Source organism: Pseudomonas sp. Pseu.R1 (genome assembly GCF_045764065.1).
In the GTDB taxonomy this organism is placed as follows: domain Bacteria; phylum Pseudomonadota; class Gammaproteobacteria; order Pseudomonadales; family Pseudomonadaceae; genus Aquipseudomonas.
The window spans coordinates 3,151,002-3,169,506 of the sequence record NZ_JBJGEE020000001.1 but is presented as its reverse complement, the minus strand read 5'-3'; the positions used below and the strand labels follow the sequence as shown (position 1 = coordinate 3,169,506).

General features: G+C 61.4%; 15 protein-coding genes. 12 read left to right on the top strand and 3 right to left on the bottom strand.

Annotated features, from left to right (window positions below):
- Positions 1 to 2 precede the first annotated feature (2 nt).
- The 11 genes from ACI5GA_RS14685 to madM all read left to right on the top strand — a co-directional run bounded on the left by ACI5GA_RS14685 (position 3) and on the right by madM (position 14,087).
- Complete coding sequence (locus tag ACI5GA_RS14685) at positions 3 to 5,978, top strand: Hpt domain-containing protein (RefSeq protein ID WP_421423107.1); 5,976 nt, start codon at positions 3 to 5, stop codon at positions 5,976 to 5,978.
- The gene (locus ACI5GA_RS14680) at positions 5,971 to 6,459 is read left to right on the top strand and encodes a chemotaxis protein CheW (protein WP_421423105.1); all 489 of its coding nucleotides are present in this window, start codon (positions 5,971 to 5,973) and stop codon (positions 6,457 to 6,459) included. The genes ACI5GA_RS14685 and ACI5GA_RS14680 overlap by 8 nt, the downstream gene beginning before the upstream one ends.
- Before the next feature lie 284 nt (positions 6,460 to 6,743).
- A complete protein-coding gene (gene mdcA, locus ACI5GA_RS14675) occupies positions 6,744 to 8,417 on the top strand; it encodes a malonate decarboxylase subunit alpha (protein ID WP_421423102.1) in 1,674 nt (557 codons plus the stop codon).
- Positions 8,417 to 9,304: a triphosphoribosyl-dephospho-CoA synthase gene (locus ACI5GA_RS14670; protein WP_421423100.1), complete on the top strand. Its 888-nt coding sequence runs from the start codon at positions 8,417 to 8,419 to the stop codon at positions 9,302 to 9,304. The genes mdcA and ACI5GA_RS14670 overlap by 1 nt, the downstream gene beginning before the upstream one ends.
- On the top strand, positions 9,304 to 9,603 hold the full coding sequence (locus tag ACI5GA_RS14665; RefSeq protein WP_421423098.1) for a malonate decarboxylase subunit delta: 300 nt from the start codon (positions 9,304 to 9,306) through the stop codon (positions 9,601 to 9,603). The genes ACI5GA_RS14670 and ACI5GA_RS14665 overlap by 1 nt, the downstream gene beginning before the upstream one ends.
- Complete coding sequence (locus ACI5GA_RS14660; RefSeq protein ID WP_421423096.1) at positions 9,596 to 10,447, top strand: biotin-independent malonate decarboxylase subunit beta; 852 nt, start codon at positions 9,596 to 9,598, stop codon at positions 10,445 to 10,447. The genes ACI5GA_RS14665 and ACI5GA_RS14660 overlap by 8 nt, the downstream gene beginning before the upstream one ends.
- Positions 10,444 to 11,244, top strand: a complete 801-nt coding sequence (gene mdcE, locus ACI5GA_RS14655; RefSeq protein ID WP_421423094.1) for a biotin-independent malonate decarboxylase subunit gamma — start codon at positions 10,444 to 10,446, stop codon at positions 11,242 to 11,244. The genes ACI5GA_RS14660 and mdcE overlap by 4 nt, the downstream gene beginning before the upstream one ends.
- Positions 11,238 to 11,876, top strand: coding sequence for a malonate decarboxylase holo-ACP synthase (locus ACI5GA_RS14650; protein ID WP_421423092.1), 639 nt, complete (start codon positions 11,238 to 11,240; stop codon positions 11,874 to 11,876). Before mdcE ends, ACI5GA_RS14650 begins: the two co-directional genes overlap by 7 nt.
- A complete protein-coding gene (gene mdcH, locus ACI5GA_RS14645; protein WP_421423090.1) occupies positions 11,873 to 12,808 on the top strand; it encodes a malonate decarboxylase subunit epsilon in 936 nt (311 codons plus the stop codon). The genes ACI5GA_RS14650 and mdcH overlap by 4 nt, the downstream gene beginning before the upstream one ends.
- A gap of 69 nt (positions 12,809 to 12,877) precedes the next feature.
- The gene (gene madL / locus ACI5GA_RS14640) at positions 12,878 to 13,321 is read left to right on the top strand and encodes a malonate transporter subunit MadL (RefSeq protein ID WP_404636687.1); all 444 of its coding nucleotides are present in this window, start codon (positions 12,878 to 12,880) and stop codon (positions 13,319 to 13,321) included.
- Position 13,322: 1 nt separating this feature from the next.
- On the top strand, positions 13,323 to 14,087 hold the full coding sequence (gene madM / locus ACI5GA_RS14635; RefSeq protein WP_404636686.1) for a malonate transporter subunit MadM: 765 nt from the start codon (positions 13,323 to 13,325) through the stop codon (positions 14,085 to 14,087).
- 206 nt (positions 14,088 to 14,293) lie between these two features.
- On the opposite strand, the gene ACI5GA_RS14630 is transcribed toward madM, so the two are convergent.
- Entirely contained in the window at positions 14,294 to 15,214 is a 921-nt protein-coding gene (locus ACI5GA_RS14630) for a LysR substrate-binding domain-containing protein (protein WP_421423087.1), read from the bottom strand.
- Between the two features lie 167 nt (positions 15,215 to 15,381).
- Between ACI5GA_RS14630 and trhA the strand changes: the two genes are divergently transcribed.
- Positions 15,382 to 15,999, top strand: a complete 618-nt coding sequence (gene trhA, locus ACI5GA_RS14625) for a PAQR family membrane homeostasis protein TrhA (RefSeq protein WP_404636684.1) — start codon at positions 15,382 to 15,384, stop codon at positions 15,997 to 15,999.
- 154 nt (positions 16,000 to 16,153) lie between these two features.
- Here trhA and ACI5GA_RS14620 read toward each other — a convergent pair whose 3' ends face one another.
- Both ACI5GA_RS14620 and ACI5GA_RS14615 read right to left on the bottom strand, forming a co-directional pair.
- Complete coding sequence (locus ACI5GA_RS14620) at positions 16,154 to 16,873, bottom strand: 16S rRNA (uracil(1498)-N(3))-methyltransferase (protein WP_404636683.1); 720 nt, start codon at positions 16,871 to 16,873, stop codon at positions 16,154 to 16,156.
- Between the two features lie 176 nt (positions 16,874 to 17,049).
- Complete coding sequence (locus ACI5GA_RS14615; protein ID WP_404636682.1) at positions 17,050 to 18,456, bottom strand: adenosylmethionine--8-amino-7-oxononanoate transaminase; 1,407 nt, start codon at positions 18,454 to 18,456, stop codon at positions 17,050 to 17,052.
- Positions 18,457 to 18,505 lie beyond the last annotated feature (49 nt).

Below are 18,505 nucleotides of genomic sequence, written 5' to 3'. Positions count from 1 at the left end.
TCATGGCTGACCGTCACGACTACGTGGCCCTAGAGTGGGTCAAGGGTGAAATCGCCGATACGCTCAAACACGCCCGACAGGCGCTGGATGCGTACGTCTCGCGCCCTCACGATCCGTCGACGATGGAAGTCTGTCTGGACTTCATTCATCAGGTGCACGGCAGCCTGCAAATGATCGAGTTCTATGGCGCTGCTTTGTTCGCCGAAGAGATCGAACAACTGGCGTTGGCGTTGCAGTGCGGTCATGTGGGGCAAGAGGCTGAGGCGGTGCAGTTGCTGCATCAGGCCATGAGCCAGTTGCCCGTTTATCTGGAGCGCGTGCACTCGGCCCGCCGTGACCTGCCGCTGGTGGTGCTGCCGCTGCTCAACGATCTGCGCAGCGCCCGAGGCGAGAGTCTGCTCTCGGAAACCAGCCTGTTCTCGCCGCAATTGCTGACCGTTCCCGCTCTCGACACGCAAGCCCTCGCCGAGCGCGACAGCCCCGAACTGCCCGGAAAACTGCGCAAATGGCGCCAGACCCTGCAAACCGCGCTGGTCGGTCTTATGCGCGAGCAGGACGTGCAGAAACAACTCGATTACATGACCAGGGTCTTCGCGCGTCTCGAAACCTTGTGCAAGGATGCGCCCCTTGAACCGCTCTGGCGCATCGCCTCCGCCCTGGTGGACGGTATGGCGAGTGGCAATTTCACCAACAGCCCGGCCTTGCGCAGTCTCTTCAAGGACGCGGACAAGGAATTGAAAAGGTTGTTCGAGCAGGGGATCGCGGGGATCAATCAGCCAGCACCCGATGAGTTGCTGAAAAGTCTGCTGTTCTACATCGCCAAATCTGACAGTCAGGCTCAGAAAATGATGGATTTGAAGGATCAATACGGTCTTGACGAGGCCCTTCCCGAACGCGCGCTGGTCGATGAGGAGCGTGCGCGAATGGCCGCGCCCGACCGCGATGCGATGCGTTCGGTGATCATTGCATTGTGTGACGAACTGGTGCGCACCAAGGAGCGGCTGGACGTGTTCGTGCGGGGCGACCGCCAGCACGTCAGTGAACTCAATGCGCTGTTGCCGCCGCTGAGGCAAATCGCCGACACGCTGGCGGTGCTGGGTTTCGGTCAGCCGCGCAAGGTCATCATCGACCAGCTCACGGTGGTGCAGGGCATGGCTCAGGGGCAACGGGAGCCGAGTGATCCGAGCCTGATGGATGTGGCGGGTGCCCTGCTGTATGTCGAGGCGACGCTGGCCGGCATGGCTGGGACGGTCGATCAGAGCAGCCCCGAAGAAAGTCGTTTGCCGACCACCGACCTGAGCCAGATTCATCAACTGGTGATCAAGGAAGCGCGGCTCGTTTTGCAGCAGGCCAAGGATGTGATTGACGATTACATCGTCGGCGATCTGGATCGTCAGCGACTGGCGCCGCTGTCGGCGCAACTGATACAGGTGCGTGGTGCGTTGGCGATGATTCCGCTGACCCGCGCCTCTGGTCTGTTGGCGGCATGCAACGAATACATCATCGAGCATCTGTTGCAGGATCAGGGGCGTCCGAGCTGGTCGCAACTCGATCATCTGGCCGACGTGATCATCGGTATCGAGTATTACCTGGAGCGCATGGCCGAAGACCCGGAAGCGCCAGGGGAGCGTGTGCTGGATCTGGCTCAGGAGAGTCTGGCCAGGCTGGGGTATTCGCCTGTCACCGATGAGGTGGAGGTGCCGATGCTCGATCAGGTCATCGCCCACGCAGCGCAGCACGATACGCCTCCTGCGTCGGTCGAAAGTCAGAGCCTGGCTGAAGTGCTGGCCAGCCCGGTTTCGGCGGTCAACCCTCCGGCTCGTCACGTTCCCGCCAGCCTGCTGCCGCCACCGAAGAGTGAGCCTGCGGTCGATGACGACCTGCGTGATGTGTTTCTCGAAGAGGCTGACGAAGTTCTCGAAGCCCTGCACGAATACCTGCCGCGCTGGCTGAGTGATCCACAGAATTTTTCCGCGTTGGGCGAAATTCGCCGGGCATTTCACACCCTCAAAGGCAGCGGGCGCATGGTGCGGGCGCTGGTGCTGGGTGAGTTGGCCTGGGCGGTAGAAAACCTGTTGAACCGGGTGCTGGAGCGCAGCGTCGAGCCTGATGAACGCGTCCAGCAACTGCTCAAAGACATGCAGGCGCTGCTGCCGGATGTGATTCGTGACTTTGCCGAAGACGTTCAGCGCCAGCGGGACGATGTCGACCTGTTGGCGGGCCGTGCCCATGCGCTGGCGCAGGGTGAAGAGGAGGAGGTGCAAGTGGTTGCATCGCCCGACCCTGTGGAGCCGGAAGAAGGCTTCGACCCGCAGTTGTTGGAGATTTTCCGTCAGGAAGCCCTGACGCATCTGGACACGCTGAACCGCTATCTGGACGCCGTTCAGCACGATGACTCGCCCACGTTCAGCGACGATTTGCTGCGCGCGATGCACACCTTGAAAGGCAGTGCCTACATGGCCGGTGTGCTGCCGATGGCGGAACTGGCGGGGCCGCTGGACCTGCTGATTCGCGAGTACAAGACCAATCTGATGAGTGTCGGCCAGCCCGAAATCGAGCTGTTGCGCTCAGCCGAGCCATTGTTCCATCAGGGGTTGGCGGACCTGAAAATCGACCCGCTGATGCCGATCGAGGGCGCTGCGGCGTTGATCGAAATGGCTCGGGCGTTGCTCGATCAGCAACTGGCTGAAGCCCTCAACGCGGATGGCCACGGTTTGCGCCGTCGTCGTAACCCGCAATTGATTGCCAGCTTTCTTGCCGAAGGCATGGACATTCTGCTGGACGCCGAAACCCTGCTCAGCCGTTGGCGCAAACACCCTGGCGAGCGGCAGGAGCTCAACGCGCTGCTGGATGAACTGACCATGCTCGGCCAAGGCGCGCACATGGCTGATCTGCCACAGGTGGACGAGCTGTGCGAAGCCCTGCTGGACCTCTATGGCGCGGTGGAAGAAAGCAGTCTTGCGGTCAGCGAGCGGTTTTTCGATGAGGCAGAAAGCGCCCACGAGGCACTGATCAACATGCTCGATCAGGTGGCTGCCGGTCAGGAGGTTCAGGCCTGCCCCGAGCGCATTCAGGCGCTGCGAGAGCTGCTCGATGAGGCCTTGGACCCTGCGGCGATGGGTATCGTGCAGCGCGACGGTGGATTGGCCAGCCGTGTCATCGAGCTGGATCAAGCGACCGAAGCCCTTGAGAGCCAGGTTGCGCCTGTCGAGCGGGACGATATCGATCAGGAGATCGTCGACATCTTCCTTGAAGAAGCCGTCGATATCCTCGATGGCGCGGGCAAGGCCTTGCAGCGCTGGCTGGATGATCCGGACAACGCGATGCCACTGTCGTCGCTTCAGCGTGATCTGCACACCCTCAAAGGTGGCGCGCGCATGGCGGAGATTGGCCCGGTGGGCGATCTGGGTCATGAGCTTGAATCGCTGTACGAGGCGTTGATCGACCGGCGCTGTATGTATTCGTCTCCGCTCGCGGCGTTGTTGGTGCGCAGTCACGACCAGTTGGCCGCCATGCTCGATCAACTGCAAAACCGTGCCGAACTGACCACCGCCGATGCGTTGATCGAGGAAATCCGCGAGTTCCGCCAATCCAGTTTCGCAGCCGTGCCGGAAAGCGAGCCGCGCAATGTTGGTTCGATGATCCAGCCGCTGGACGAGCGCGACCCCGAGCTGCTGGAAATCTTCCTCGAAGAAGCCGACGACATCATCGAAAGTTCCAGCGCGGCGCTGGTGCGCTGGCAGGCCGAGCCACAGAACACCGTGGAAGTGGAAAACCTGCTGCGCGACCTGCACACCCTCAAGGGTGGCGCGCGGATGGTGGAAATCACGTCGATTGGCGATCTGGCTCATGAACTGGAGTCGCTGTACGAGGGGCTTTCCTCCGGTGCGCTGAAAAACGGCGCGCTGCTCAACGGCTTGCTGCAAAGCGGCCATGACATGCTTGCCGACATGGTCGATGCCGTTCGTGGCTATGAGCCGCTGCCCAACCCGGCGCTGCTGATCGACAGCATTGCTCAGTATTCCGCCTCGGGAGCGATCCATGAGGCGGCGGTCAAACCGCTGGAAGAGCCCGTCATTGCGCCGCCTCCAGCGGTTGAGTCGGCACCTGTCACGCCCGAGCCCGACGCCGAGCGTGCAGGGCCCGAAATGGTCAAGGTGCCCGCCGAGCAACTGGAAGACCTGGTGAACCTGGCCGGTGAAACCTCGATCTTTCGTGGGCGTATCGAGCAGCAAGTCAGCGATGCTCAAGCCACGCTGGCCGAGATGGAAATCACCATCGAGCGGATGCGCGACCAGTTGCGTCGGCTGGACATCGAAACGCAAGGACGGATTCTCAGCCGAGATCATCAGGCCGAGCGGCTGGGTTATGAGGAATTTGACCCACTGGAAATGGACCGCCATTCGCAGTTGCAGCAGCTTTCGCGCGCCCTGTTCGAATCGGCCTCGGACCTGATGGACCTCAAGGAAACCCTCGACACCCGCGCTCACGACGCCGAAACCCTGTTGCAGCAACAGGCGCGGGTGAACACCGAGCTTCAGGAAAACCTGATGCGCACGCGCATGGTGCCGTTTGAGCGCATGGTGCCGCGCTTGCGTCGGATCGTACGGCAGGTGTCGGGCGAATTGAACAAGAAGGTCCGATTCGACGTGATCAACGCCGAGGGCGAAATGGACCGCAACGTGCTGGAGCGCATGGTCGCGCCCTTGGAACACATGCTGCGAAACGCGGTGGATCACGGTCAGGAAAGCACGGAAAAACGCCTTGCGGCGGGCAAGCCCGAAGTCGGGCATATCACATTGAGCCTGGCCCACGAAGGCGGCGATATCGTCATCGAGATGAGCGACGACGGCGCGGGCGTCGATTTCGAGGCCGTGCGGCGCAAGGCGATCAAGCGCGGTCTCATCGCGCCAGATGCAGAGTTGAGCGAGCACGACACGCTGCAATTCATCTTGCAGGCCGGGTTTTCCACTGCCGAAACCATCACCCAGATTTCCGGGCGCGGCGTGGGCATGGACGTGGTGCACGCCGAGGTCAAAGAGCTGGGCGGCTCGATGGTCATCGACTCGAAAGCCGGGCAAGGCGCGCGATTCCGTATCCGCCTGCCGTTTTCGGTGTCGGTCAATCAGGCCTTGATGGTGCAATGCGGCGATGAGCAATACGCGGTCCCGCTGAACAGCGTCGAAGGCATCGTGCGGGTCATGCCCAGTGAACTGGAGGCCTGTTATCAGTCTTCGCCCGCTCGCTACCAATATAGTGACCGGACCTATGAGTTGCGCTATCTGGGCGAACTGTTGCACAACAGCCAGCCGCCCAAGTTGATCGGGCAGACCCAGCCGCTGCCCGTGTTGCTGGTTCACGTTCACGATCAGTGGGTAGCGGTTCAGGTGGACGCGCTGGCGGGGTCGCGGGAAATCGTGGTCAAGAACCTCGGGCCGCAGTTTTCAGGCGTTCAGGGGATTACCGGCGCTACGATTTTGGGAGACGGCAGCGTCGTGCTGATTCTGGACCTGTTTGCCCACATTCGCCGCCACCACGCGCAGAGGCTCGCCTTGCACGTGTCCGGGCAGGCGCCGACGCCATATATCGAAGCCGAGCATACCCGCCCATTGCTGGTGATGGTGGTGGACGACTCGGTCACTGTGCGCAAAGTCACCGGGCGCTTGCTGGAGCGTAACGGCATGAACGTGCTGACGGCCAAGGACGGTGTCGACGCCATGGCCCTGTTGCAGGAGCACACCCCCGACGTCATGTTGCTGGACATCGAGATGCCGCGCATGGACGGCTTTGAGGTCGCCAGTAAAGTCCGCGAAGACGAAGCGCTCAAACACCTGCCGATCATCATGATTACGTCCCGTTCGGGCCAGAAACACCGAGACCGCGCCATGGCGTTGGGCGTGAACGACTACATGAGCAAGCCGTATCAGGAAGCGGCTTTGCTGGAGAGCATCGCCCACTGGAGTCACGCCCATGTCTGACACCACCAGCCAGACCGCACGCCTGACCAGCCTCACCGGATTGCTCATCCCCTTGAGCGACCGGCATCTGCTGCTGCCCAACGTGGCGGTGGCTGAATTGATCGATTACCAGGACAGCATCGCCGATCCCGCTGCGCCTCAGTGGTATCTGGGGCCGATCGACTGGCGGCATCGCAGCCTGCCGTTACTCAGCTTCGAAGCCGCCTGCGGTGGCCGCGCGCGGGTAGGCGGACGGGCACGGATCGTCGTGCTCAATGCGTTGGGTGGACGGCCTGATCTGAAATTCATCGCCTTGCTGACTCAGGGTATTCCTCGCTCCTGCAAGCTCGACAGCCAACTCAGTTATGTCGATGTGCCGTTGTCCGAGCTGGAACTGGCGGCGGTGCAGGTGGGGGATACGGTGGCGAAGATTCCGGATCTGGTGGCGTTGGAACAGTGGTTGGTGGATGCGGGGGTGGTGCAGGTGTCGGGTAGCTTTTGATTCAGTGTGGAGCCTTGCGGGGTTCGCGCATGGCTTTTGATGCAGATGAGGGTCGACGCATGACTTTTGATTCTGGGCGAAGCCCGTAGGAGCGGCGCTTGCCCGCGATCTGGCGCGAAGCGGCAGCAAAACCATACACCCGCGTCGTGTCAGGCAGATCGGGGGATTGGAGCCACTTTCTGGCAAATCATTACTCCAACCGTAACGATCCCGCCCGCTACTTGATTGATACACCCCCGCCATCCTCCTAAGGTGACCCACGACAGCGAACCCGTGGAGTCAGCATGACGACTACAACAAACCTTGACCCGCGCTGGTCGCGTCGTCGCAGCGAAAAGCAGCGGCGGCTCGAGCAAGTGCGTTCCCTCGCCGATGGCGTGGTTCTGCCCACCGACAAGATCGTCGCGGCGCTGGAGGCGTTGATCGCGCCCGGTGACCGGGTGGTGCTGGAAGGCAACAACCAGAAACAGGCGGATTTTCTTTCACGTTCGCTGGTCAGGGCCGACCCCGGCAAGTTGCATGACCTGCACATGATCATGCCCAGCGTCGGGCGCGCCGAGCATCTGGATCTCTTCGAACGCGGCATCGCCCGCAAGCTCGATTTCTCCTTCGCCGGTACGCAAAGCCTGCGCATCAGCCAGTTGCTGGAAGACGGCCTGCTGGAAGTCGGTGCGATTCACACCTACATCGAGCTGTATTCCCGCCTGTTGGTCGACCTGATTCCCAACGTCGTGCTGTCTGCCGGTTTCATGGCCGACCGCGCAGGCAACATCTACACCGGTGCCAGTACCGAAGACACCCCGGCCTTGATCGAACCTGCCGCGTTCAGCGATGGCATCGTCATCGTGCAGGTCAACCAATTGGTGGACGATGTCAGCGATCTGCCGCGCGTGGACATTCCGGCGTCGTGGGTCGATTTCGTGGTGGTGGCCGACAAGCCGTTCTACATCGAACCGCTGTTTACCCGCGATCCGCGTCACATCAAGCCGGTGCACGTGCTGATGGCGATGATGGCGATTCGCGGGATCTACGAGAAACACAACGTTCAGTCGCTGAACCACGGCATCGGCTTCAACACTGCCGCCATCGAGCTGATTCTGCCCACCTACGGCGAATCACTGGGCCTTAAAGGCAAAATCTGCCGCAACTGGACGCTCAACCCGCACCCAACCCTGATCCCTGCGATTGAAAGCGGCTGGGTCGAAAGCGTGCATTGCTTCGGCACCGAATTGGGCATGGAGAACTACATCGCGGCGCGCCCGGATGTGTTCTTCACCGGCCACGACGGCTCGATGCGCTCCAACCGCATGATGTGCCAATTGGCCGGGCAGTACGCGGTGGACCTGTTCATCGGCGCCACGCTGCAAGTAGACGGTGATGGCCATTCCTCCACCGTGACTCGGGGTCGTCTCGCCGGTTTCGGCGGCGCGCCGAACATGGGCCATGACCCACGCGGTCGTCGTCATGGCACCCCGGCCTGGCTCGATATGCGTCAGCAAACCCCCGATACCGACGCTTATCTGGCTCGGGGCAAAAAGCTGGTGGTGCAGATGGTCGAAACCTTTCAGGAGGGCGGCAAACCGACCTTCGTTGAGAAGCTGGACGCTATTGAGGTGGCGAAGAAAAGCGGCATGCCGCTGGCGCCGATCATGGTCTACGGCGACGACGTGACTCACCTGCTGACTGAAGAAGGCATCGCCTATCTGTACAAAGCACGCAGCCTGGAAGAGCGCCAGGCGATGATCGCCGCCGTTGCAGGCGTCACGGCCATCGGCTTGCGCCACAACCCCAAAGACACCGCTCGCATGCGCCGTGAAGGCTTGATCGCGCTGCCGGAAGATTTGGGTATTCGCCGCACCGACGCCACGCGTGAACTGCTGGCCGCCAAGAGCATTGCCGAATTGGTGGAGTGGTCCGGAGGCTTGTACAACCCGCCTGCGAAATTCAGGAGCTGGTGATGCGTGCACTTAACGTTGCATTCAACGAAGCATCACGTTCGCTGCCATTGGCCGAGCGGCTCGCAGATTTGGCGGTGGACGCGCTGATCGACGAGGCTGACCTCTCGCCCAAACCCGCGCTGGTGGACCGTCGCAGCAGTGGCGCCCACAAAGACCTGCATCTGGGGCTGATGCACGCCTCGGCCTTGTCCCTCTGGCCTGCGTTCAAAGAGATGGCCGAAGTGGCCATTGAGATCGGTGAAATCAACCAGCCGTTGAGAGAGGCGATTGGCCGGATCGGTCGCGAAGGCGAGGCCGCCATGATGCGCACCACGGGCGACGTGAATACCCATCGCGGCGCGATCTGGGCACTGGGTTTGCTGGTCACGGCAGCCGCGCTTGATCCAGAGGATCTGTCACCTGCGGGCTTGGGCCTGCGCGCGGGTTGTCTGGCGTTGATCGAGGATCGTCAGCAGCCTGCCACCAACAGTCATGGCGCGCAGGTCGCTCGCAAGTTCGGCGCGATGGGCGCCAGAGAGCAGGCGCAGATGGGCTTTCCGTCCGTCACGCAAACCGGCTTGCCGCAACTCCAGCGCAGCCGCACAGCGGGGCATGGTGAACAGAACGCTCGGCTCGATGCCTTGCTGGCAATCATGACCACGCTCTCCGACACCTGCGTGCTGTATCGCGCAGGCGAGCACGGGCTGCAGACCATGCAGTTCGGCGCGCAACGTGTGCTCGACGCTGGTGGCAGTGCGACCCTCAGCGGTCGTCGCGCCTTGCATGAGCTGGATCAGCAATTGCTGAGCCTGAACGCATCTCCGGGAGGCGCTGCCGATTTGCTGGCCGCTTGCCTGTTTATCGATTGCCTTGAGCCTGCGCTCGGCATTGAAACGAGGACTATGTGATGGAAACCCTGTCTTTCGAATTCCCGGCGGGCCAACCGCCTTTGGGGCGGGCGCTGGTGGGCTGTGTGGGTTCCGGTGATCTGGAAGTGCTGCTTGAACCCGGCCTGCCGGGCAAGTTGACGATTCAAGTGCTGACGTCAGTGAACGGCAGTTCGGCGCGCTGGCAGCACCTGTTCGAGCGCATGTTCGACGGTCAGACGCCGCCTGCCCTGAGCATCGATATCCACGACTTCGGCGCGACCCCCGGCGTGGTGCGCCTGCGTCTGGAGCAAGGTTTCGAGGAGATCGGTCATGACTGACAGCGCCCGTCTGCTCAAACAACACAGCTTCGTCGAACTCGGTGCTCGGCAACGTGCCCGTGCACTGCTCGACGAAGGCAGCTTTCGCGAACTGATCGATCCCTTTGCGCGCGTTACGTCGCCTTGGTTGGCGAAGCAGGGCGTGGTGCCGCAAGCCGACGACGGCGTGGTTGTCGCCAAAGGTTCGATCGGTGGTCAGCCGGTGGTGATCTGCGCCATTGAAGGGGCCTTTCAGGGCGGCAGCATGGGCGAAGTCGGCGGCGCGAAAATGGCCGGTGCACTGGAGCTGGCGGCTGAAGACAACCGCAAAGGCATCCCGACCGCAGCCGTTCTGTTGCTGGAAACCGGTGGCGTGCGCTTGCAGGAGGCCAATCTGGGGCTTGCTGCGATTGCCGAAATTCATGCAGCCATTGTCGATCTGCGTCGTTATCAGCCGGTGATCGGCGTGGTGGCGGGCAGCGTCGGTTGCTTTGGCGGCATGTCCATCGCCGCCGGGCTGTGCAGCTATCTGGTGGTGACTCAAGAGGCGCGTCTCGGGCTGAACGGCCCGCAGGTGATCGAGCAGGAAGCAGGCATCGAAGAATATGACTCCCGCGACCGGCCTTTCATCTGGAGCCTGACCGGGGGCGAGCAGCGTTACGCCAGCGGTCTGGTAGACGCTTACGTCGCCGACGACATCGCTGTCATTTCGCAGCAGGTGGAAACGCTGCTGCAAAAAGGCATACCGGAACACGAACGCAGCAGCCAGTACGGAGTGTTCCTGGAACGGCTGTCCGGTCTGGACACCGCCTCACAAATCGAGCCTGCTGCTGTTCGCGCGCTCTACAAAGGAGAACAGCCATGAGTGCGTCCGTCCGCGGTTTGAACTGGTTCAATGCTCTGAGCGCTGGCGCTTCGCACGTGGTGGGTTTGCCCGCATCGGTCAAAGTTGCCGATGGCCAGTTGGGCGCTCAGCCTGCGCGTTTTCTCGCGGTAGTGGCTGACTCAAGCAACCGCTTCCCTCGCGCCCGGAACGGCGAGGTCGGTTTGCTGGAAGGCTGGGGGCTGGCGAAAGCTGTCGATGCCGCCATCGAACTGGATCGGCAAAGCCCGCAAAAGCGTGCATTGGTAGCCATCATCGACGTGCCGAGCCAGGCCTATGGCCGTCGCGAAGAGGCATTGGGTATTCATCAGGCGCTGGCCGGGGCAGTCGATGCGTATGCTCGCGCGCGGCTGGCCGGGCATCCGGTGATTGGCTTACTGGTGGGTAAGGCAATGTCCGGCGCGTTTCTCGCTCATGGCTACCAGGCCAACCGTTTGATCGCCCTTCGCGATCCGGGTGTGATGGTGCACGCGATGGGCAAAGCCTCGGCAGCCCGCGTCACCTTGCGCAGTGTCGAAGAACTGGAAAAGTTCGCCGCGAGCATCCCGCCGATGGCCTATGACATCGACAGCTACGCGGGGCTGGGCCTGCTCTGGGAAAGCCTTTCGGTGAGCCAGATCGAACAACCGGCTGCCGGGGATATCAGCGCGGTTCAGGAGTGCCTGATCGCGGCGATCAAAGACGTTCAAGGCGGCAGCAACGATTTGAGTTCGCGGCTGGGCGCGCCTAACCGGGCGGCGTCTTCGAAAGTCCGCGAACTGTTGCGGGCGCAGTGGTAATGCGCCTCAACCTGCCCGTGCAGCCCCACGATTTGTTGTGGGGCATGCCGGTGGCCGCTTTGCCTGCCGACGCGCCTGCGTGGGTGGTCGAGGCGGTCAGCCTTGGGCATCCAGTGGTAGTGCGCCGGGCGCAGGTAGCGGCGGGCTGCATAGCTGTGGGGGTTCGAGGTCGCACGCGGGATCAGCGCTTCGCGATGGTGATGAAACTGGCCGACATCGCGCGGCAGGTCCGACCTGAGCAGTTGGTCGATGCTGTGGACAACTTGGGCACCGAGTGGCCAGCGTTGCGTGCGCTGAAACAGATACGTCCGATGCTGGATGCCGTGAGTTTGCCGTGGGGTATTGCGGGCAGCGCCGGTTTTGAGTTGGCGACGGGCATCAAGGTGCTGCATCAGGACAGCGATCTGGATTTGATCTTGCGCGCCGAGTCGTTCTTCAGCCGCCAACGGGCCGTTGAACTGCTCGAAGCGCTGGACGGCGCGGCCTGTCGCATTGACCTGCAACTGCAAACTCCATTCGGGGCGGTGGCTTTGCGCGAATGGGCGGGTTCCGCGCGGCAGGTATTGCTCAAAGCGGACGAGGGCGCGCGACTGGTGAGCAACCCGTGGCTGGCCCAGGAGTGCGCAGCATGAGCAGCTTTTGGGCGTTTCCCGGCCAAGGCGCACAGCAGGCGGACATGTTGCACGCGCTGCCGAGCGATCCGTTGATTGGCGAATGCCTACGCGAAGCCAGCGACGCGCTGAATGAAGAAGTACTGGATCTGGATTCCCCCGAGTCCTTGCAGTCCACTCGCAGCGTTCAGCTGTGTTTGCTGATCGCAGGCGTCGCCTGTTCGCGATTATTGATGGCGCGGGGCAATGCCCCGGATTACGTGGCAGGGCTGTCGATTGGTGCCTACCCGGCAGCGGTGATCGCAGGTGCCTTGAGCTTCGCCGACGCCGTACGGCTGGTCGCTCTGCGGGGTGAATTGATGCAGGGCGCTTATCCACAGGGCTATGGCATGACAGCGTTGATCGGGCTGGATCAGGGTGTAGTCGAACGTCTCGTCGCGCAAGTCCACAGCCCGCGCAGCCCGGTGTACCTGGCCAATATCAATGCGGACAACCAGTTCGTCATTGCGGGCAATGATCAGGCCATGGCTGACGTTGCATCACTGGCAAAGGGCGACGGCGCTGCGACGGCGAAACGTTTGGCGGTCAGCGTGCCCTCTCACTGCGAGCTGTTGAGCGAATCCGCACAGGCGCTGGCGCAGGCGTTCGCAGAGGTGTCGATTCAAGTGCCGACGCTGAAATACCTGAGCGGCAGCACCGCTCGCCCGCTGTTCACCGCGGACAAATTACGCGACGACCTGGCCTTCAACATGTGTCGGGTCATCGACTGGCGCAGCACCGTGCAAACCGCCTACGAGCGCGGTGCGCGTCTGCAGATCGAATTACCGCCTGGCACTGTCTTGACGGGATTGGCGAGAAGAGTGTTTGAACAAGGATCGGCTGTCGCCTTTCAGGGCGCCCGGCTGGATACGCTGAGCGCGCTGTCGCGAGAGGAGGAACGTCGCCAACTATAAACGGGCTGAACCGGCTGCTGCTTTCGAAGGAACACAAAAACAACAACTTCGACGATTGAGGGCAAAACAATGATTATCTACGGCGTTGCGTTACTCGCTATCTGCACCCTCGCGGGGGTGATTCTCGGTGACTTGCTCGGCGTGCTGCTGGGAGTCAAATCCAACGTGGGCGGTGTCGGGATCGCGATGATCCTGCTGATCTGCGCCCGTCTCTACATGCAAAAGCGCGGAGGCATGAGCCAGGGTTGCGAAATGGGCGTCGGCTTCTGGGGCGCGATGTACATTCCGGTGGTCGTGGCCATGGCCGCGCAGCAGAACGTCGTCACGGCGTTGAAAGGCGGCCCGATTGCAGTGATCGCGGCCATTGGTTCGGTGGTCGTTTGCGGCTGCACGATTGCGTTGATCAGTCGGATCAACAAGGGTGAGCCATTGCCCGCAGAGGAACCCAAACACGAGCCTAAACACGAAAGCTCGGTGATCGCGCCGACCACCGCACCGGCAGGAGGTCGCTGATATGTGGGATCTCATTCAGAAAGACCTCATCAGTCAGGGCCTGATCACGGCGTTCGCTGTCGTCGGCGTGGTGATGTGGATTTCCGTGGTGCTGTCCAAGCATCTGACCTTCGGACGCATCCACGGCTCGGCCATCGCCATCGTGATCGGCCTGGTACTGGCGTGGGTCGGTGGCGTGATGACCGGCGGCCAGAAAGGCCTCGCTGACCTCGCGCTGTTCTCCGGTGTTGGTTTGATGGGCGGTGCGATGCTGCGCGACTTTGCGATCGTGGCCACGGCATTCGAGGTGCAGGCCACTGAGGCGAAAAAGGCCGGGTTGATCGGCGCATTCTCTTTATTTCTGGGCACTGTGCTGCCGTTCATCGTCGGTTGCTGTGTGGCCTATGCGTTTGGCTACCGCGATGCGGTGAGCATCACCACCATCGGTGCGGGCGCGGTGACGTATATCGTTGGGCCAGTGACTGGGGCGGCGTTGGGTGCGAGTTCGGATGTGATGGCGTTGTCGATTGCGACTGGGCTGATCAAGGCGATTCTGGTGATGGTCGGCACCCCCATGGCGGCACGCTGGATGGCGCTGGACAACCCGCGTTCAGCGATGGTGTTCGGTGGCTTGGCAGGTACGGTCAGCGGCGTGACAGCGGGCCTTGCGGCGACGGATCGGCGGTTGGTGCCGTATGGCGCGTTGACCGCAACCTTTCACACCGGGCTGGGCTGTTTGCTGGGGCCTTCGCTGCTGTATTTCATTGTGCGCGGGATTTTGGGTTAAGCCCGGATCTGCACTTGATTCTGGCCGAAGGCCGTAGGAGCGCGCTTGCCCGCGAAGAGGTGTGTCAGTAACTAATGAGTGGCCTGACACGCCGCATTCGCCAGCAAGCCGGCTCCCACACGGATCGGCCCCGGTTCTGTGGGAGCCGGCTGGCGAAAGGGGTTGATCAGTCAACATGGAATCTCCTACAGGGCGCACCCCTGCAGCTACCCCTCGGCCAACCGATTCGAATACATCCGGCACTCTGCCAACAACGCCAACAGGTTCGGATCGCGCTCCCTGGCCTTGAGAAACACCAAACCAATGTGCTGCTGCATGCGATACCGCGGCTGAAGGGGGATCAGGCGCACGCGGTTTTCGTACACGGCGGCGATGCGGCCCGGCAGCAGCGCGTAGCCCACCCCCGAACTGACCATGCTCAGCAGGGTGAAGATGTCGTTCACCTGCATCGCTACTTTTGGTTCGAACCCCGCCTGTTGAAACACTCGCGTGCCGTCACGGTGGGTGGCGAAGCCTTGGGTCAGGGTGATGAAGGTCATTTCCCGCAGATCACTCAGGTCCACTTCGCTCTGTTGTGCAAACGGCGAGTCCGCGGGTGTTGCGAGAAAAATGTCGTCGGAGAACAGCGGCAACTGCTCGCAATCCGGGTCGCTCACGCTTTCGTTGAGCGACACCAGAATTGCGTCCACTTCCATGTTCTTCAGCTTGTAAAACAGGTCGATGTTCGAGCCAAGAATTAAATCGATGTTCAGCTCGCTGCGGCGGATCTTCAGGCCCATGATCAACTGCGGCACGGTTTTGACCGTCAGCGAGTACAGCGCGCCCAGCTTGAAGCGCGCTGCTGAAAACCCTGCCGCTGCGCGAGTCTGCTCGACCATCCCCACGGTGTCCTGCACCAGCCTCTGCGCTTTCTCTTCCAGCACGTATGCGCTTTCGAGCGGCGTCAGGTTGCGACCTTCGTGTTTGAACAACGGGCAGCGCAGCGCGTTCTCCAGTGAGTGAATCGCCCGATGAACGCTGACCGTGCTCGTCTGCAATTCCGACGCCGCGCGCCCAAGATTGCCGGTGCGCATGAAGGCCAGAAAGATTTCCAGCTTCTTGAGGGTCAGTTCTTCATCGATCTGCATCGTCTGGTTTCCGCCGCGGATTCTTGTTGTTCGCAGGCTCGATTGTGCCCAACTCGTCTCTGGCTGGCTGCATTAAATTCTCATTAACACTGACACATGGATTGCGCTTTTGGGTCATAAGCTGGAGCCTTGAGGCATGTCGTGCAACTGAGCGAGGTCGTTTACGGATGTACTACGGAGAAAAATTCAACGCCTGGACCCATCTTGTGGGTGCCGTTTTGGCGTCCATCGGTGCGGTGTGGTTGCTGGTGATCGCCAGTATTGCCGGAGATGTGTGGAAGATTGTCAGCGTCGCGGTGTACGGCGTGGCGCTGGTGCTGTTGTACAGCGCCTCGACCGTGTACCACAGCGTGCGTGGGCGGGCGAAGGTGATCATGCAGAAGGTCGATCATCTGTCGATTTATCTGTTGATCGCAGGCAGCTACACCCCGTTCTGTCTGGTGACCCTGCGCGGGCCGTGGGGCTGGACGCTGTTCGGGATTGTCTGGGGGCTGGCGGTGGTCGGCATGTTGCAGGAGATCAAACCGCGTTCAGAAGCGCGGGTGATGTCCATTGTGATCTACGCCGTCATGGGGTGGATCGTGTTGGTGGCGGTTAAACCGTTAATGGCTGCCTTGGGAACGGCGGGGTTCACGTGGCTGGCGCTGGGTGGGGTCTTGTACACCGTGGGGATTATTTTCTTTGCCTACGACAAGCGCTTTCGGCACTGGCACGGGATCTGGCACCTGTTCGTGATCGCCGGGAGTCTGCTGCATTTTGTGGCGATTACGCGGTATGTACTGTAATCACACTGCTTCCCTTGTGGGAGCCGACTTGCTGGCGAAAGCGGGGTGTCAGGCAACTGATTCATGACTGACTCACCGTATTCGCCAGCAAGCCGGCTCCCACAAGGTTCGGTGCTGGTGTCGAAATCGGTTTTTCACACCAGGCCCCTATCGTTCAGAAATCCCCCCACAACTGCTGCGCAACGCTCAGCGCCACGACCGGCGCGGTTTCGGTGCGCAGTACACGCGGGCCGAGGCGGGCGGCATGGAAACCTGCGTTTTTTGCCTGATCGACTTCCGCATCGTTCAGTCCGCCTTCCGGGCCAATCAGAAACGCCAGCGTGCCGGGCTTTTCATGGCTGACCAGCGGTTCGGCCACCGGATGGAGCACCAGCTTCAAATCGGCTTCGGTCTGCTTGAGCCAGTCAGCCACTGTGACCGGTGCGTTGATCACCGGCACCACTGACCGTCCACATTGCTCGCAAGCGCTGATCGCGATCTGTTGCCAGTGGGCCTGGCGCTTTTCGGCGCGTTCATCTTTAAGTCGAACTTCGCAGCGTTCACTGATGATCGGGGTGATCTGCGAAACGCCCAGTTCGGTGGCTTTTTGAATCGCCCAGTCCATGCGTTCGCCACGGGACAGGCCCTGACCCAAGTGGATCTGCAAGGGCGACTCGGTCAGGCCCGCGAAGCTTTCGCTGACCTGCACGCGGACCCGCTTCTTACCAACTTCCACCAGCGCGGCGCGAAACTCCAGGCCTGAGCCGTCGAACAACTGCACCGCGTCGCCCTCGGCCATGCGCAACACGCGACCGATGTAATGCGCCTGGGCTTCAGGCAATTCGTGTTCGCCGATGCTCAGTGGGGCGTCGATGAAAAAGCGGGAGAGTCTCATGGTTGTTTCTCTGTGAATCAGTGAATTCTTCAGGTACTGCGCATATTCCTGTGGGAGCCGGCTTGCTGGCGAAAGCGATGGGTCATCTATATTGATGTCGACTGTCACACCGCCTTCGCCAGCAAGCCGGCTCCCACAAGTCAGGGGCAACCTGACAGGGGAGCGTTCAGTTCCAATCAACCCGGATCACGGAAATCCGGATGGAAGTTCTCACGCACGGCCACGCTGATGCTGCTGCGGGTGGCGATGTCGATGCCTTCGCTGGCCACTTCGGCGAGGAAGTCGATCTGCTCCGGGGTGATGACATACGGCGGCAGGAAATACACCACGCTGCCGAGCGGGCGCAGGAGGGCGCCACGGGTCAGGGCGTGTTCGAAGACTTTCAGGCCACGGCGCTCCTGCCACGGATACGCCGCTTTGCTGGCCTTGTCCTGCACCATTTCGATGGCCAGCGCCATGCCGGTCTGGCGCACCTCGGCGACGTTCGGGTGATCCACCAGGTGCGCCGTCGCGGTCTTCATGCGCTGCGCCAGCGTCTTGTTATTCTCGATGACGTTGTCCTGCTCGAAGATGTCCAGCGTCGCCAGCGCCGCCGCACAGGCCAGCGGGTTGCCTGTGTAGCTGTGGGAGTGCAGGAAGGCGCGCAGGGTCGGGTAGTCGTCGTAGAACGCCTCATAGACGTCATCGGTGGTCAGGCACGCCGCCAGTGGCAGGTAACCGCCGGTCAACGCTTTGGACAGGCACAGGAAGTCCGGGCGAATACCGGCCTGTTCACAGGCGAACATGGTCCCGGTGCGGCCAAAGCCCACGGCGATTTCGTCATGAATCAGATGCACGCCATAACGATCGCAGGCCTCCCGAAGCAGCTTGAGGTAAATCGGGTCGTACATGCGCATGCCGCCCGCGCCCTGAATCAACGGCTCGATGATCACCGCCGCAACGGTGTCGTGGTGCTCGGCGATGGTTTGCTCCATCACCGCAAACATCGTGCGGGTGTGCTCTTCCCAGCTCACGCCTTCCGGGCGGTGGTAGCAATCGGGGCTCGGCACTTTGATGGTGTCCATCAACAGCGCTTTGTAGGTCTCGGTGAACAGTGGCACATCACCCACCGACATCGCCGCCACGGTTTCGCCGTGGTAGCTGTTGGTCAGGGTGATGTAGCGTTTCTTGTTTGGTTTGCCGCGGTTGAGCCAGTAGTGAAAGCTCATTTTCAACGCGACTTCGATGCAGGACGAGCCGTTATCGGCGTAGAAGCAGCGGGTCAGGCCCTCTGGCGTCATGGCCACTAGACGCTCGGACAGTTCGATGACGGGCTGATGGCTGAAGCCAGCGAGAATCACGTGTTCCAGTTGATCGACCTGGTCCTTGATGCGCTGATTGATGCGTGGATTGGCGTGGCCAAACACATTGACCCACCAGGAGCTGACAGCGTCCAGATAACGCTTGCCTTCGAAGTCCTCCAGCCACACCCCTTCACCGCGTTTGATCGGGATCAGCGGCAGCTGTTCGTGGTCTTTCATCTGGGTGCAGGGGTGCCACAGGACCTTGAGGTCACGCTGCATCCACTGGTCATTCAGGCCCATTGGTCATCTCCAGGTACGGCTCGCCCGAGGCGAGGGCAAAACAATCGCG